This is a genomic window from Sorangium sp. KYC3313, assembly GCF_052075895.1.
Lineage (GTDB): Bacteria > Myxococcota_A > Polyangia > Polyangiales > Polyangiaceae > Sorangium > Sorangium cellulosum_B.
The window spans coordinates 3,441,490-3,455,194 of record NZ_CP197255.1 but is presented as its reverse complement, the minus strand read 5'-3'; the positions used below and the strand labels follow the sequence as shown (position 1 = coordinate 3,455,194).

12 protein-coding genes are annotated in these 13,705 nt (G+C 71.0%); 7 read left to right on the top strand and 5 right to left on the bottom strand.

The window, feature by feature from the left end; genetic code table 11:
• Positions 1-123 precede the first annotated feature (123 nt).
• The 3 genes from ACSRUE_RS13480 (at position 124) to ACSRUE_RS13470 (ending at position 3,485) form a co-directional block, all read left to right on the top strand.
• The gene (locus tag ACSRUE_RS13480; RefSeq protein WP_441291336.1) at positions 124-1,695 is read left to right on the top strand and encodes a sigma-54 interaction domain-containing protein; all 1,572 of its coding nucleotides are present in this window, start codon (positions 124-126) and stop codon (positions 1,693-1,695) included.
• Between the two features lie 219 nt (positions 1,696-1,914).
• Positions 1,915-3,066 (top strand): zinc-dependent alcohol dehydrogenase, encoded by a 1,152-nt coding sequence (locus tag ACSRUE_RS13475; protein ID WP_441291335.1) that lies wholly within the window; start codon positions 1,915-1,917, stop codon positions 3,064-3,066.
• A gap of 26 nt (positions 3,067-3,092) precedes the next feature.
• Positions 3,093-3,485, top strand: a complete 393-nt coding sequence (locus tag ACSRUE_RS13470; RefSeq protein WP_441291334.1) for a hypothetical protein — start codon at positions 3,093-3,095, stop codon at positions 3,483-3,485.
• A gap of 36 nt (positions 3,486-3,521) precedes the next feature.
• Here the strand turns inward: ACSRUE_RS13470 and ACSRUE_RS13465 are convergent, their stop codons facing one another.
• From ACSRUE_RS13465 to ACSRUE_RS13455, 3 genes are all read right to left on the bottom strand, one after another.
• On the bottom strand, positions 3,522-4,583 hold the full coding sequence (locus tag ACSRUE_RS13465) for an imelysin family protein (protein ID WP_441291333.1): 1,062 nt from the start codon (positions 4,581-4,583) through the stop codon (positions 3,522-3,524).
• Between the two features lie 62 nt (positions 4,584-4,645).
• Complete coding sequence (locus tag ACSRUE_RS13460) at positions 4,646-6,037, bottom strand: hypothetical protein (protein ID WP_441291332.1); 1,392 nt, start codon at positions 6,035-6,037, stop codon at positions 4,646-4,648.
• Positions 6,038-6,044: 7 nt separating this feature from the next.
• Positions 6,045-6,605 carry a hypothetical protein gene (locus ACSRUE_RS13455; RefSeq protein WP_441291331.1) on the bottom strand — a complete coding sequence of 187 codons (561 nt, stop codon included), beginning with the start codon at positions 6,603-6,605 and terminating at the stop codon, positions 6,045-6,047.
• A 402-nt stretch (positions 6,606-7,007) separates the two neighbouring features.
• On the opposite strand from ACSRUE_RS13455, the gene ACSRUE_RS13450 reads away from it, so the two are divergent.
• From ACSRUE_RS13450 to ACSRUE_RS13435, 4 genes are all read left to right on the top strand, one after another.
• The gene (locus tag ACSRUE_RS13450) at positions 7,008-8,132 is read left to right on the top strand and encodes a metallophosphoesterase (RefSeq protein ID WP_441291330.1); all 1,125 of its coding nucleotides are present in this window, start codon (positions 7,008-7,010) and stop codon (positions 8,130-8,132) included.
• Positions 8,133-8,169: 37 nt separating this feature from the next.
• Positions 8,170-9,819 (top strand): tetratricopeptide repeat protein, encoded by a 1,650-nt coding sequence (locus ACSRUE_RS13445; RefSeq protein ID WP_441291329.1) that lies wholly within the window; start codon positions 8,170-8,172, stop codon positions 9,817-9,819.
• Between the two features lie 271 nt (positions 9,820-10,090).
• Positions 10,091-11,485, top strand: a complete 1,395-nt coding sequence (zwf, locus tag ACSRUE_RS13440; protein WP_441291328.1) for a glucose-6-phosphate dehydrogenase — start codon at positions 10,091-10,093, stop codon at positions 11,483-11,485.
• Complete coding sequence (locus tag ACSRUE_RS13435) at positions 11,482-12,297, top strand: HAD hydrolase family protein (protein ID WP_441291327.1); 816 nt, start codon at positions 11,482-11,484, stop codon at positions 12,295-12,297. The genes zwf and ACSRUE_RS13435 overlap by 4 nt, the downstream gene beginning before the upstream one ends.
• A gap of 40 nt (positions 12,298-12,337) precedes the next feature.
• Here the strand turns inward: ACSRUE_RS13435 and ACSRUE_RS13430 are convergent, their stop codons facing one another.
• Entirely contained in the window at positions 12,338-12,937 is a 600-nt protein-coding gene (locus ACSRUE_RS13430) for an HdeD family acid-resistance protein (protein WP_441291326.1), read from the bottom strand.
• A 333-nt stretch (positions 12,938-13,270) separates the two neighbouring features.
• Positions 13,271-13,540: a hypothetical protein gene (locus ACSRUE_RS13425; protein WP_441291325.1), complete on the bottom strand. Its 270-nt coding sequence runs from the start codon at positions 13,538-13,540 to the stop codon at positions 13,271-13,273.
• Between the last annotated feature and the right edge of the window lie 165 nt (positions 13,541-13,705).

Sequence of the window (13,705 nt, the reverse complement as noted above, 5' to 3'; positions counted from 1 at the left end):
GAGACTTGCGGCTTCCGTGCCAGCGCGCGGCCCGCGGCGACGCCGGCAGAACGCCTCAACATGGTGCGCCGTGCACCAAGTAACGTGGTACATCGTGCACCATGCCTGGTGTACGGTGCACCAGTGAATCGCCTCCTCCTCACCTGGTCGGACGCGGGCACGCTCGGGCCGGCGCCGGCGCACCACGGCCGCCGGCCCGAGGGCGATCGCGGGCCGGTGCTGCGGCTCCTCGACCAGGAAGAGAGCCGCTACGACGCGATCGTGGTCCTCACCATCCCGGCGGGCGAGGCGCCGTCGCGCGCGCTCGTCGAGCGGGCGCGGGCCCGCGCGCCGCGGATCGAGCTCCGGGTCGTGGACGTCGACGATCCGTCGGACCACGCGAAGCTCTTCCGGGTGCTCGGGAAGCTCTCGGCGCAGCTCAAGCGCGCCTTCCCGCCGGCGGCGTGGGCGACGGACGTCCTGCTCTCGGCCGGCACGCCGCAGGCGCAGACGCTCTGGGTCATCCTGGTGCAGGCGGGGATCCTGCCCGCGCGCATGCTCCAGGTGATCCCGGCGGCGTTCGTGCCGCACCCGCACCCGCGGCCGGTGCGCGAGGTCCGGCTCGACATCGAGGGTTTCCCCGAGATCCGCGCGCTGCGCGAGGAGGTCGTGCGCCTGCGGGCCGAGGCGCGCACGCGCGACACGGTGCTCGTCGGCGAGAGCGAGCCGATGCGCTTCCTCCGCGCCCGCATCACCCGGGTCGCCGCGACCGACGTGCCGGTGCTGATCGTCGGCGAGACCGGGACCGGAAAGGAGCTCGCGGCCAGGGCGATCCACGAGCACAGCCCGCGCGCGAAGGGGCCGTTCATCGCGGAGAACTGCAGCGTCTTCGCCGAGGGCGTGCTCGCGAGCGAGCTGTTCGGCCACGAGGCGGGGGCCTTCACCGGGGCCGCGGGGCGGCGGCGCGGCGTCTTCGAGCAGGCGCACGGCGGGACGCTGTTCCTCGACGAGATCGGCGAGCTGTCGCCGCGGGTGCAGGCGTCGCTGCTGCGCGTGCTCCAGGACGGGACGCTGCGGCGGGTGGGCGGCGAGGCGAAGATCGAGCTGGACGTCCGCGTCCTCGCGGCCACCCACCGCGACCTCGCGGCGATGGTCGAGGAAGGGACGTTCCGCGAGGATCTGTATTACCGGCTCCGCGGCGCGATCATCGAGGTTCCCCCGCTCCGTGCGCGGGGTGGCGACATCGAGGTGCTGGTCGACGTGTTCCTCGACGAGGTGCAGTCGCGGCGCAAGGGGCGCGGGCTCAAGGTGACGCGCGAGGCGCTGAGGCGCCTTTACCAGCACCCCTGGCCGGGCAACGTGCGCGAGCTGCGCGCGGAGGTGCAGCGGTGGGGCGTGTTCTGCGAGCACACGGTCGACGTGGGCGATCTCGCGCCGGAGATCGCGTCGCCGGCGGCGCGGCCGGCGGGCGGCGGCGCAGGCGGGATCGCGCGAGCGACGGCGTCGGAGGCAGGCGGCGAGGAGGTCGCGCCGCTCGCGGTGGCCGTGGCGTCGGCCGAGCGCGCCGCGATCGGGCGCGCGCTCGAGGTGCACCAGGGCAACCTCTCGCGCGCGGCGCGCGCGCTCGCCATCGACAGGAACACCCTGAAGCGCAAGATGGCGGCGTATCACCTCGGCAAGGGGGCGCCCGCGCGCTCGTCGCTCCGAAGAAGCTGAAGCTGCCGCCGCTGCCGAAGAAAGAGAAGAAGAGGACGAGCGACCGCCGATACGGCGAACGACGCCCGGGCCGCCGGCGTCAGCAGCGATGTCCTCGATGTCCTGAGCCTGGGCGCCCGAAGCCCGGAGAGCCGATGCCTACGCCAGGCGCACCCACGAGCGTGCGCGCCTGGTTCACCCCTTGCATTGCCCTGTCGAGCAAGCTGGGAGGTCGTGCGAATGCTGGCGCTCACATACCATGGGCCGAAGAACGTCCGCGTCGAGGAAAACCCGGAGCCTCGGGTTCAACATCCGAACGACGTGGTCCTGCGCGTGAGTCGCGCCACGATCTGCGGCTCCGATCTGCACCTCTATCATGGCTACGTGCCTGACACGCGCGTGGGGACCATCTTCGGCCATGAGTTCACCGGCGTCGTGGAGGAGGTCGGGGCCTCGGTGCAGACCCTGAAGCGCGGCGACCGCGTCGTGGTGCCGTTCAACATCGCCTGCGGGACGTGCTTCTTCTGCCAGCGAGAGCGCACCTCCGCCTGCGAGAACACGAACCCGCTCACGACGCTCGCCAGCGGGATCTTCGGTTATTCACACACGACCGGCGGCTACCAGGGCGGCCAGGCCGAGCGCGTCCGCGTCCCCTTCGCCGACGTCGGCCCCATGAAGATCCCCGACGACCTCTCGGACGAGGACGCGCTCTTCCTCTCGGATATCCTCCCCACGGGGTACCAGGCCGCCGAGATGGGAGACATCGGCCCCGCGGACACCGTGGCCGTCTTCGGCTGCGGGCCCGTCGGCCTCGTGGCCCAGCGGTGCGCCTGGATCCTCGGCGCGCGCCGGGTCATCGCCATCGATTCGATCGGTTACCGCCTCGACTTCGCGCGCCGGCACAACAAGGCAGAGACGCTCGATTTCAGCGAGACCCCTGATGTCGTGTCCGCGCTCCGGGACATGACCGACGGCCGCGGACCGGACGTCTGCGTCGAGGCGGTCGGCCTCGAGGCGAACGGCTCGGCGCTGCACGACGTGCTGGGCAAGGCGCTCAAGCTCGAGGCCGGCTCGCCCGTCGCCCTCAACTGGGCGATCCAGTCGGTCCGCCGCGGCGGGAGGGTCTCGATCGTCGGCGTCTACGGGCCGCCGTGGAACCTCCTCGACGTGGGCGCGGCCATGAACAAGGGCCTGACGATCAAGGCCGGACAGTGCGACGTGAAGCGGTACATGCCCCGCCTGCTCGAGCACATCCGCAGCGGGAACATCGACCCGAGGGCGCTCATCACCCACCGCGCCCCGCTCGAGGCGGCTGCGGAGATGTACCGGGTGTTCGCGGCGAGGACCGACGGGATCCTCAAATGCGTGCTCGTTCCGCGGGGGGCCAAGTGAGCTCGGTCATCGAGGGGGAGGCGGTCATGGAAGCCGAGATCGTAGTGCCGAGGGAGCTGCCGTACTGGGGAGTCGATCTTTGCCTCGAGGACAGGCCCGGCGTCCCGAGGGAGGTGCCGCCGCGCCTCCTGGAGAGCGCGCACTGGCTCGAGCCCGAGCAGCAGCCGATCGAGGGGCGGGTGCTCAGGCACCCCGGGCGCGCCCGTCCGACGCCGGTGTTCAGCACGGCCTTGCCGCCGAGAGGGGTGAGCGGCGCGCTGCGCCGCATCGCCTACGAGGTCCCGGATCACCGGCTCTCCCACTGGGTCGCGCTGTTCATCGCGGATCGGGTCGACGTGATCGAGAGCCTCCCGCTCCTGTTGAAGAGGCGGGCCGTCAGGGCAGTCAAGCCCAGGCGCGCGGCGTCACAGCGCGCATGACAGAGGCCCCCTGAGGAGGGCGTCGCCGTTCGTGGATCATCGCTCCGGGATGCCGAGCAGATCGGCGGCCTCGACCATGCTGCGGACCAGGGAGCCCTCTACCGTGTCGTCGCTCTCGCGCTGAACGAGCGAGAAGAGCTGGCCGAACGGGGTCTCGAGCTGCGCCGCCGTCGGATCCTCGGAGCTCCACATGTCGGGCACCGGCGGCAGCGCGTCGCCGGGGAGCGCGGCGTAGGCATCCTCGAGCCGCTCGAAGCCGTCGAGGACCGCCTGGTCGACGGCGGCGGCGTCGCCCTCCTTCGAGAGGAGCCAGCGCTGGAACGCATCGTAGGTCAGCCTCCCGGCCGCCACGTTCGCGCGCATGTCGGCGAGGGTGTACTGCGCATACCGAGACTCCTCCTCGCCCGTGGCGGCCTTCGCCACCTTCTCGACCTGCTCGCCGAGCGAGCCGATGACCCCCCGGAACGCCGACGGCGCGTCGAGCGCCAGCCCGTGAAAGTCGGATTGCATCTTCTTCGTGTCCGCCACCAGGCGGGCGCACAGGCCGCGCTTGAACGCCTTGGCCTCGGCCTCGGTCGCGGGGAACGCGGCGGCGCGGTACCTGGCCCCGAGGCCCGACTCGAACTCGACGACCGCGGGCGGAATGGCGTCGGACCAGAGGATCCGCTCGATGGCGTGGACGCCGGTCACCCCTTCGCCGTCGAACGGATCGGCGTCGGCGGCCGTCTCGATGAACGCGTCATACCGGGCGTCGGTGGACACATCGAGAGCCCGGAAGAGGACCGCGATCGCGGCCTCGACGTGCTCATAGGCCCATCGCGCCTTCTTCCACTCGGCCTTCATCGCATCGACGGCGTCCTTGTCGGCCGCCGCGCTCCACCCGTCCTCGTCCGGCTCGGGCGCAGCGGCCTGCAGCGCCGCCGCCGCGGCGGCGAGGTCGTCGAGGTTCGCCTGGATGAACGCCTTCACGTCGAGCACGGCCTGCTCCTCGTAGCCAGGGGCGGCGAGCGGCTCCTCGCCTTCGCTCCCGCACGCGGCGAGCGCGAACGAGGCGGCGACGGCGAGGCAGAGGGGAAGACGCGCGCGATGGATGACCATGGGGAAGAGCTCCTGTCTTGAGGTGCGCTCGGGAGGAGCACACAGAGTCGAACAGCGCCTCCTCAACGCGCCTTGTAAATGAACGCCATCCTCGCGAGGCACATCTCATCGAACGCCGTATCCCCGAGGGACACGTCGACCGGGCTCGTCGTGTGTCGCTCTGTCAGCGCCGCCCGCAGACGGGGGTTGTCCAGGGAATTGTCGTACGTGCACCTGATCTTCAGCGCGTCGCCCGGCGCGAGCCGCGGCAGGTCGCCGATCGCGGCGTCGACCTGGTAGAGGCGCTGCCATGTGAGATCCCAGGACGGGATCTGCAGCAAGCACTCCTCCGTCTCCTGGCCGGAGGCCCCGCCCGCGTGCCCGACGTCGATCTTCACGTCGGTGCCGATGTAGTGCATGTGCGGGCCGACGCCGTAGACGTGGAGGTCCGGCGTCGGGTGGCCGTTCATCGTGGCAGGCAGCGTGAAGCGCATGCGCTCGACGTGGTCGTGAGCGCCTGCCGGGATGCGGAAGGAGGCGCCTCGCTCGTCGTCCGGACCGGGCTGCAAGCCGTCGCCGTTCGCGAACTGGCGAGCGTAGTTGCCGACGAGCGCGAAGAGCAGCTCGTACTCGGGGCGCGACGGCGCGAAGCGCATCTGAAAGCGCGTGCTGTCCGGGGCTGCCGTCGCCCCGGCCGGGTGGTAATGGATCTGCATCACGAGCCGTGAGCCCGCCGGTATCGGGGCGCCCACGTTCGGTCCAGCGTCGAAAGGTCGACCGCCGGGCGCCCAGGCCGCGACGACGCCGCCCTCGACCCGTGGGCCTCCGAAGCACTCGTAGCTGCCGTCAGGGCCGGCGAGCGCCTCGCTCTCGCCGCGCTCGTCGAGGAACACCAACGCGTGGTGCACGATCTTCGAGTTTCCGACGAGGAAGCTCCACCCGTTCAGGTATCTCGTGTCCGAGAGCTCCGGATCCAGGACGAAGCAGCGAAACTGATCCGACTCGCCGCTCGCGACGAACGGCGCCATCGGCGCCAGCTCCTGCTGCGCGCCGTGAAGCTCGTCCGCTCCCGACGCGAGGGGAGCCGGCGAGAGGGCGCGCTCCCCTTCCGGCGCCCCTCCTGCGCTCCACGCCTCGATCGTCGCGATCTCCTCGCCGCTGAGCCGCAGATCGGCCTTCCAGCCATGGCGAGGCATGCACTCGTCCGTCTCGAACGCGCCCCAGGGGGGCATCGTGCGCTCCCTCGTGACCTCGGCGATCAGGTCGGCGACGCGCTTCGCGTCCTCGTAGCTGCCCAGGCCGAACGGGGCGATCCGACCCGTGGAGTGGCAGCTCACGCAGCTGCGCTGAAGGAGCGGCTCGATATCGGCGTGGAACGTCGGCGTCCCGCCCGCCGCGTCGGAGCCGCCGGCGCAGCCCGCGAGCGGAGCGGCGCTCAGGATCATCCGCAGGAGGGCGGCTCGTCGCGCGCTCACCGGGCCCTCACGGGTCATACACCTCGGCGTTGCACTCGATGGTGAGCCTCCCCGCGTCCTGCGTGCAGACCGGCGGGCTGTAGCAGTTTCCCACGCTCATGGATTCGGCGGCATCGCCGACGCAGTCGCACGACGGCTCCGGCATGCAGGGGACAGGGATCGGGTGACAGAAGAGCTGCGGCGGCGGTTTGAACGGCTCTTCGTGGGGCTCGTCCGGGATCTCGCAATACTGATCGGCCGTTCTGCAGAAGTAGCTGCCGCAGGCGAAGGTCCCCGGAGGCGCGGCGGCGGCGCACGCCTCGGCCGCGCCGATGCTCTGTCCTTCCCGCTCCGCCTCGCAGGCGCTCGCGTAGGCGCGACCGTCGCAGCCGCAGACCTGCGTGTCGCTCTGACACGTCGTCGGCCGCAACAGGCAAGCTCCGTCCTTACCTCCACATGCCCCCGGCGGATAGTAACAGAACTCGTCTTCGGCGCAGATCGCCCCGCTGCACAGCGCCGCCTCTGCGGGGCTCGGTCCGCTCCCGACGTCATCGGCTCCACATCCGACGAGCGCCAGCGCAGCGCTCAACCACAGGACCCCTCGGGCCACACCCCTGCACATGGAAAGATTCATATCAGGCTCTCCTGTCCGCCCGCAGATCTACCGCGTCGAGGCTCTCAACGAGGAGAGGCAACGAGGAGAGGCAACGAGGAGAGGATCGAGTCGACGGGTCCTTCTACCGGCAGCGCCGAGGGCAGCGGTGTGGAGATTGAGTGACAGATTGAGCTGACGGCTCGCGTTGCGGCGGCTGAGCGACGAGACCAGCAGAGCGGCCGGGCCACGTAACGATACCGCAACAATATCTCCATCACAAAAACAAGAGTACTTACAATAGGGTAGATTTTCCATCCAGGGGGCAGATCTCTCGATCTCGACGGGGACGTCGTGAGCACGGAGTGCCGTGCGCCTGGTGGAGAAGGAACGTATTCCATGGTGACACAGGGAGATAGGGATCAGCAGAGCGAGCCTCGTAAGGCTCCGCTCGCCCGGATGTTCGGCCTCGTGATCGGCGCCATCGTGCTGGCGCTGTCGATGGGGACCGGCGTTTCGGCGTGTGGCAGCGCGGGCGGCGACGAAGGCGCGAACGACGATCCGCTGGGGGTTCACGACGAGCAGGAGGAGGAAGGCGCCCTCGAGCAGAGCGAGTCGACCTCGGCCGCGCTCAACGGAACGGTCTCGACGGATCCGAACCTCAAGATCGCCTTCATCGGGGACACGGGCACGGGGAGCAGCTTCACGAGCGTGCTGAACCTCGTGAAGAACGAGGGCGCGGCGGCGGTCGTCGTCAACGGCGACATGTCGTACTCGGCCAACCCGACCACGTGGTGGAACAAGGTCGAGTCGGTCCTCGGCACGACGTTCCCCGTGTTCATCTCGCGCGGCAACCACGATGACTCCTCCTGGAGCGGCTATCTGCCCAAGGCGGCGAATCACCTCGGCGGCGCGACCCGGGTCGCCGGCGCGCACGACGCAAACTACAAGACCACCTTCCGCGGCCTCGTGCTGGTGACCGCCAAGAAGGGCGATAACGGGGCGACGCACATCACGCCGTTCCTCAACACGGACACGCACATCTGGAAGATCTGCCAGTGGCACCAGAATCAGGCGGCCATGCAGGTGGGCGGCAAGGGCGACGAGATGGGCTGGGACGTCTACGAGACGTGCCGGAAGCAGGGCGCGATCATCCAGACGGGACACGAGCACAGCTACGAGCGAACGAGGACGCTCACCAACATGACCGCGCAGACCGTCGACCCCACGTGCAACGGCGCAGGGATCCTCTGCGTCGGAGGCGATGGGACGAACGGGCGGACGTTCGTGACGGTCGCCGGCCTCGGCGGGAACAGCATCCGCTCCCAGACGCGCTGTACACCGACCACGTTTCCGTACGGGTGCAGCAACACGTGGGGGTTCATCTACACCTCGAGCCAGAGCGCGAACTACGGTGCTCAGTTCATCACCTTCAACGTCGGCGGCAACCCCAGGGCGGCCACGGGTTACTTCAAGACGATCAGCGGTACGACCGCCGAGACGTTCTCGATCACCCATGACTGAGCGTTCCTGGCGAGTCTCCCGATCGCACTAGGGGTGCATGTTGCGCGAGCTCTCCCCCGGTCGCCGCGGGCTCATCGCCGTCGCCGCGCTGGCCGCCGCTTCCCACGCGACGGCCCTCGGCGGCGGCTACGTCTGGCTCGATCACGCGCACCTCCGTGAGGGGCGCGCGCTCGCGGCGCCCTCCGGCTGGCTCGGGCTGTTCACCCGGGGCTTCGCGGACACCAGCTTCTACCGGCCGCTCATGGCGCTGTCGCTCTCCATCGACGCGGCCGTGTCGAAGACGCCCGGCTTTTTCCATGCGGTCACGCTCGGCTGGCACGCGCTCGCGTCGGTCATGACCACCGTGGCGGCGCGGGCCCTCGGCCTCTCGTCCCGCGCGGCGCTGGCGGCCGGGCTGCTCTTCGCGGCGCATCCGGCGACATCCCTGGTCGCGTCCGCGATCGCGTTCCGCTCGGAGGCGATGATAGCAGTCTTCCTCCTTGCGCTCGTCGCCGCGCATCAGGCGCACAAGCCCGCTCTGGCAGCCGCGGCGCTCTTCGCCGGCGCGCTCACGAAGGAGACGGCGTGGCTCCTTGGTCCGCTGTTCGTCCTGGCGCTCTCCGCCGGGCGACATCGGGAGGGCGGCTCCGATGGGGGGGCGGCCCGGCACGCCGGGCCGATCCCGCAGGCATCCTCCGCCGACGCCGCGACGCACCTGCGCTTGCTCGCAGCGGAAGGCGCCGCGTTCGCGGCCGCGACCGGCCTCCGCCTGCTGTACGCGCCCCGCTTCCGGGCCCAGCATCCGGCGCTGCCGCTCGACGAGAGCGTCGGCACGAGGCTCGCTGCGCTCGGGAAGAGCGCCCTGGCGCTGGTCGTGCCGCTCGACCAGAGCATCTGCGATGCGTTCCGGATCACCCGCACGGCGAGCCTTTCGGCCCTCCTCGGCGCCGCCGTGCTCGGTGGCGTCGCCGTGCTCGCGTCACGACGGCGGGGCGTCGCGTGGCTCTTCGCGCTCTCTCTCCTTCCGTCGCTCCAGCTCGTCCCGATCATGCGCTGGTGGTCGCCCCATTACCTCTATGTGCCACTTGCGTTCGGCGCGATGCTCCTCACCGACGCGGCCGACCGGCACGGCCGGCGCCTGTGGGCGCTGGTCCTCGTCCTCGGCGTGCCGTTCACGGCGCTCTCGCTGCGCGAAGGACGGAGGTATGCGAGCGATGAGCGCCTCTGGGTGCCGGAGGTGAGCCGCGAGCCCGCGTGCCGGGAGGGGCAGTTCTTCCTCGGCGAGGTGGCTCGGGACGCTCGCGACTGGGAGGCGGCCGCGTCGCGGTACGAGCGAGCCGCGGCGCCCGACGCCGACCATCTCTCCTACGCCGATGAGCTCGCGGCGCTCCAGAACCTCGGCGCCGTGCGCTTCGCTCAAGAGCGGTGGGCCGACGCTCGCAGCGCGTGGACGTCCGCTCTCGAGCGCTCCGGCGACGATCGAGAGAAGCGCCAAATCACCCACAACCTCGCGGCCGTCGCGCTTCGCAGCGGTGATCCGGCGGAAGCGGCCCGCCTGCTCGAGCCCGAGGCGGGCCGCGTCGATGCGCTCCCCGAGTCGCTCCTCATTCGAGCCAGGGCATTGCACGATCTCGGCCGCGAGGACGAGGCCGTCGAGCTCGTGACGAGGCTCCAAGGCATGGCGCAAAAGCGCGCCCGCGCTCGGTGAGCCGCTGAGACCCGCCGCATGCGCAGGCTGCACAGGAGTGGTGCGGCTCTGCGCTCAGGAATGCGGCGGCAGGAGCCCCGGAAGGCCTCCCGCTGCCGCGGTCGGCAAGGCGCGCTCGTGCCGATCCAGCGTGGCACACGCGATGCCGGAGCGGGACCAGGGCCTCCAGGGCCATGACGAGAGGAGCCGAGCTCATGCGCGCTGGATGGATGGAAGGTAAGGGCAGCTCGGGCACGCGGCGCGTGAGTTCCGGCGCCGCCGGGCAGGCGGCATGAGCGCCGCCGACGCGCTCGTGCTCTTCGGAGCGACAGGCGATCTGGCCTTCAAGAAGATCTTCCCGGCGCTGGCCGGGCTGATCCGCCGCCGCAAGCTGGAGGTGCCGATCGTCGGCGTGGCCAAGAGCCCGTGGAGCCTCGATCAGGTCTGCGCCCGCGTCCGCGAGAGCCTCGAGCGGGCGGGCGCGTTCGAGGCGGGCGTGGTTCGCGAGCTGTGCGCGCGGCTCTCGTACGTGAGCGGGGATTACGCCGATCCGGCGACGTTCCACCGCCTCCGCGAGCGGCTCGGCACCGCCCAGCGGCCGCTCCATTACATGGCCGTGCCACCCGACCTGTTCGAAGAGGTCGTCAAGGCGCTCGACCGCTCCGGGTGCGTGCGGCGAGGGCGGCTCGTCGTCGAGAAGCCGTTCGGCCACGATCTGGAGTCCGCTCGGGCGCTCTACCGCACGCTCGCGAGCGTCTTTCCGGAAGAGGAGATCTTCCGGATCGATCACTTCCTCGGCAAAGAGCCTGTCCAGAACATCGTTTACTTCCGCTTCGCGAACGCGCTGCTCGAGCCGGTCTGGAACTCCCACCATGTCGAGAGCGTCCAGATCACCATGGCCGAGCGGTTCGGCATCGAGGGCCGCGGCCGGTTCTACGACGCCACCGGGTGCATCCGCGACGTCCTGCAGAACCACCTCCTGCAGGTGGTCGCGTGCCTCGCCATGGATCCACCCCCGTCCGGGGACGCGGACGCCGTGCGCGCGGAGCGCGTCCGGCTGCTGCGGGCCATCGCGCCGCTCGATCCGGCGCACGTCGTCCGCGGTCAATACAACGGGTACCGCGGCGAGCCGGGCGTCGCACCGGGGTCGCAGGTCGAGACGTTCTGCGCCGCGCGGCTCCGCATCCGCACCTGGCGCTGGGCGGGCGTGCCGTTCTGCATCCGCGCCGGCAAGCGCCTCGCGGTCACGGCGACCGAGGTGATCGTCCTGATGCGGCGGCCTCCGCACGCCGTGTTCGACGATGTCGGGCGCGGGGATCCAGACTACGTGCGCATCCGGCTCGCCCCGGCGCCGGAGCTCGCCATCGGCGTGCGGGTCAAGGCGCCCGGCGAGCGGATGGTCGGACAGCCGACCGAGCTGCTCGTGACGAACGACCTGTCCGAGGCGCTGGGGCCCTACGAGCGGCTCCTCGGCGATGCGCTCGCCGGCGATCCGACCCTGTTCGCGAGCCAGGCCGAGGTGGAGGCGCAATGGGCCGTGGTCGATCCGGTGCTGGACCAGGCGACGCCGCTCTCGCCCCATGAGCCGGGCAGCTGGGGCCCAGCGGAAGCCGACCGCCTCGCCGCCGACCTCGGCGGGTGGCGGACGCCCGCCCTGGCCACCCCGCTGGCGAGGAGAGCCGCATGACAGGGATTCGCGTGCTGCTCGCCGACGTGGACGGCGCGCTCCTCACGCCCGACGGCGTGCTCACCCCCAGGACGGAGCAGGCGGTGAGTCGGCTCCGCGACGCCGGGATCGACCTCGCGCTGATGAGCAGGCGCTCGCCGCGCGGCCTGCGCGTCCTGCTCGGGCGGCTGGGGATCGCGACGCCGGTCGCCGCGTTCGGCGGCGCCATGCTGGTGCGGCCGGATCTCTCCGTGATCGAGCAGCACCCGCTGGACAACGGCGCGGCCGCGGTAGTCATCACGACCCTGGAGCGGCACGGCGCCGCCGTCTGGGTCTACCAGGGCGACGACTGGCTGGTGCGCCACGCCGACGCGCCGGACGTCGCGCGCGAGCAGGCGGTCACGCGGTGTGTCCCCAGGGTCGTCGAGCGCTGGGAAGGTGTCGTGGACAGCGCGGTCAAGATCGTCGGTGTCAGCGACGACGCCGAGGTGCTGGAGCGCTGCGAGTCGGGCCTCCAGGGGGCCTGCGCGTTCTTCTCGGCGTCGCGCCCCGCGCCCCATTGCATCGACGTGGTGCACCCGCGGGCCAACTCCGGAGAGGTCGCGAGGACCCTCTCGGCGCGCCTCGGCGTCTCCGGCGCGGCCATGGCCACGATCGGCGAGCTGCCCGACCATGTGCTCATGTTCCGGGAGAGCGGGCTCAGCATCGCCATGGGGCAGGCGCGCGCCGTCGTGCAGCGGCAAGCCCAGTTCATCACGCTGTCGAACGCCGACGAGGGCTTCGCGCACGCCGTGGAGACGTGGCTGCTCGCCACGGGCGATGGTGGCCAGTGAGGGACGAGCGCCGGGCGCGGTCTCCGGCCCGGGGCGCCTGTCACATGCTGGCCACCGGCCGCTGTCGCGCGCTGATCCCGATCAGCAACATCGACGTGCCGCTGACGAGGACGTTGACGCCGACGAGCAGCCCGATCGCCCACGCCGCGGTGCTCGGCCAGCGCCACCAGATCAGGACCCCGAGCGCCAGCGCGAGCAGCCCGTCGAACAGGAGCCAGCCCCAGGCCGGCATCTCGCGATGCTGGAGCGCGCGGACGATCTTGAGGAAGCCTTCCGCGAAGAAGAAGGCCGCGAGGATCAAGGTCAGCGTGACCGTGCCCGTCAAGGGGAAGGCCACGATCAGGACGCCCGCGACGATCTGGATCAGGGCGCTCGCGAGCGACCAGCCGGAGTTGGCCCATCGCCGGTGCTGGATGGCGTGGAGGCCCTGGAAGAGGCCGCTCGCCACCAGCACGGCCCCGATGGCGACCGCCGTGACCAGCGAGGCGATCACGGGCATGAGGATCGCGAGAGCCCCGAGCACCACGAGGGCGATGCCGAGCCCGATGAACGAGCCGCGGTTCTCCCGCAGGGTATAGGGCTCGACCAATCGCAATCCGAAGCTCGTCGTATGAACAGGGTCCTGCCAGCGATCAGCCATGTGTGCACCCTCCTCTTCCCGGAGCTGGAGTTTCGCCGTAACCGCAATCGCAATTGGAAGCCCATCGCCTCACCGGCGTGCCCGCTCGCCGCGACGAGCGCCACGCGCTCCGCCGAGAGCGCATGAGCCGGGCGGGCCACGGCGAACAAGGTGCCGTCCCCGAGCGGTGTCAAGTGACTCCAGCGCGGCCGGCCTCGCGCGCCCGTGATCGGGTTGCTCACCCTCGCACGCCCAGGGGACGGCGGGCGGCCCTCTCCGCGACGCGGTTCTACCAGCGATCCGCGCGGCCAGGCCGCTCAGCCGGCGAGCCAGCGCAGGAGCGCCCGCCCGCGCTCACTCGTACCACGTCGGCACGATCTCCCGCACCTCGGGCAGCGCGGCGATACGACAAACCTGGTCCCATGCCGCGTCCTCGAGCGCGCCGTGGCGCGCGGTGCACTCGGCGTCTCCCGTGGGGAAGAAGTACAGGGTCTCTGCGGGCACATCGCACCTGGCGCGCCCCCTCGACGAGCCGGCCCGGATCGCGGGCGCGATGCCCCGCACGCGCGCGAGGAGCGCCGCGTCGTCCGACGGCAGGCAAAACTCCAGGGATCCATCGTTCACGCACCCCGTTTCCCTGGTGAACGCGAGCTTCTGGGTCGGGCACGCCGGCGCAGGGGGCGGACGCCCCCCGACGCCCCCGTCCCCCGGCGTGGACGGCGGCGCCGACGTACAGCTCGCCAGGCACGCTATCAGCCAACGAGAGATCGCGAATCGTCGCATGGATCC

Excerpts from the sequence above, each read along its gene's own strand:
- ACSRUE_RS13435 (WP_441291327.1), top strand. The coding sequence starts at position 11,482 with ATGACAGGGATTCGCGTGCTGCTCGCCGACGTGGACGGCGCGCTCCTC.
- ACSRUE_RS13430 (WP_441291326.1), bottom strand. The coding sequence starts at position 12,937 with ATGGCTGATCGCTGGCAGGACCCTGTTCATACGACGAGCTTCGGATTG.
- zwf (WP_441291328.1), top strand. The coding sequence starts at position 10,091 with ATGAGCGCCGCCGACGCGCTCGTGCTCTTCGGAGCGACAGGCGATCTG.
- ACSRUE_RS13470 (WP_441291334.1), top strand. The coding sequence starts at position 3,093 with ATGGAAGCCGAGATCGTAGTGCCGAGGGAGCTGCCGTACTGGGGAGTC.
- ACSRUE_RS13475 (WP_441291335.1), top strand. The coding sequence starts at position 1,915 with ATGCTGGCGCTCACATACCATGGGCCGAAGAACGTCCGCGTCGAGGAA.
- ACSRUE_RS13465 (WP_441291333.1), bottom strand. The coding sequence starts at position 4,583 with ATGGTCATCCATCGCGCGCGTCTTCCCCTCTGCCTCGCCGTCGCCGCC.
- ACSRUE_RS13445 (WP_441291329.1), top strand. The coding sequence starts at position 8,170 with ATGTTGCGCGAGCTCTCCCCCGGTCGCCGCGGGCTCATCGCCGTCGCC.
- ACSRUE_RS13450 (WP_441291330.1), top strand. The coding sequence starts at position 7,008 with ATGGTGACACAGGGAGATAGGGATCAGCAGAGCGAGCCTCGTAAGGCT.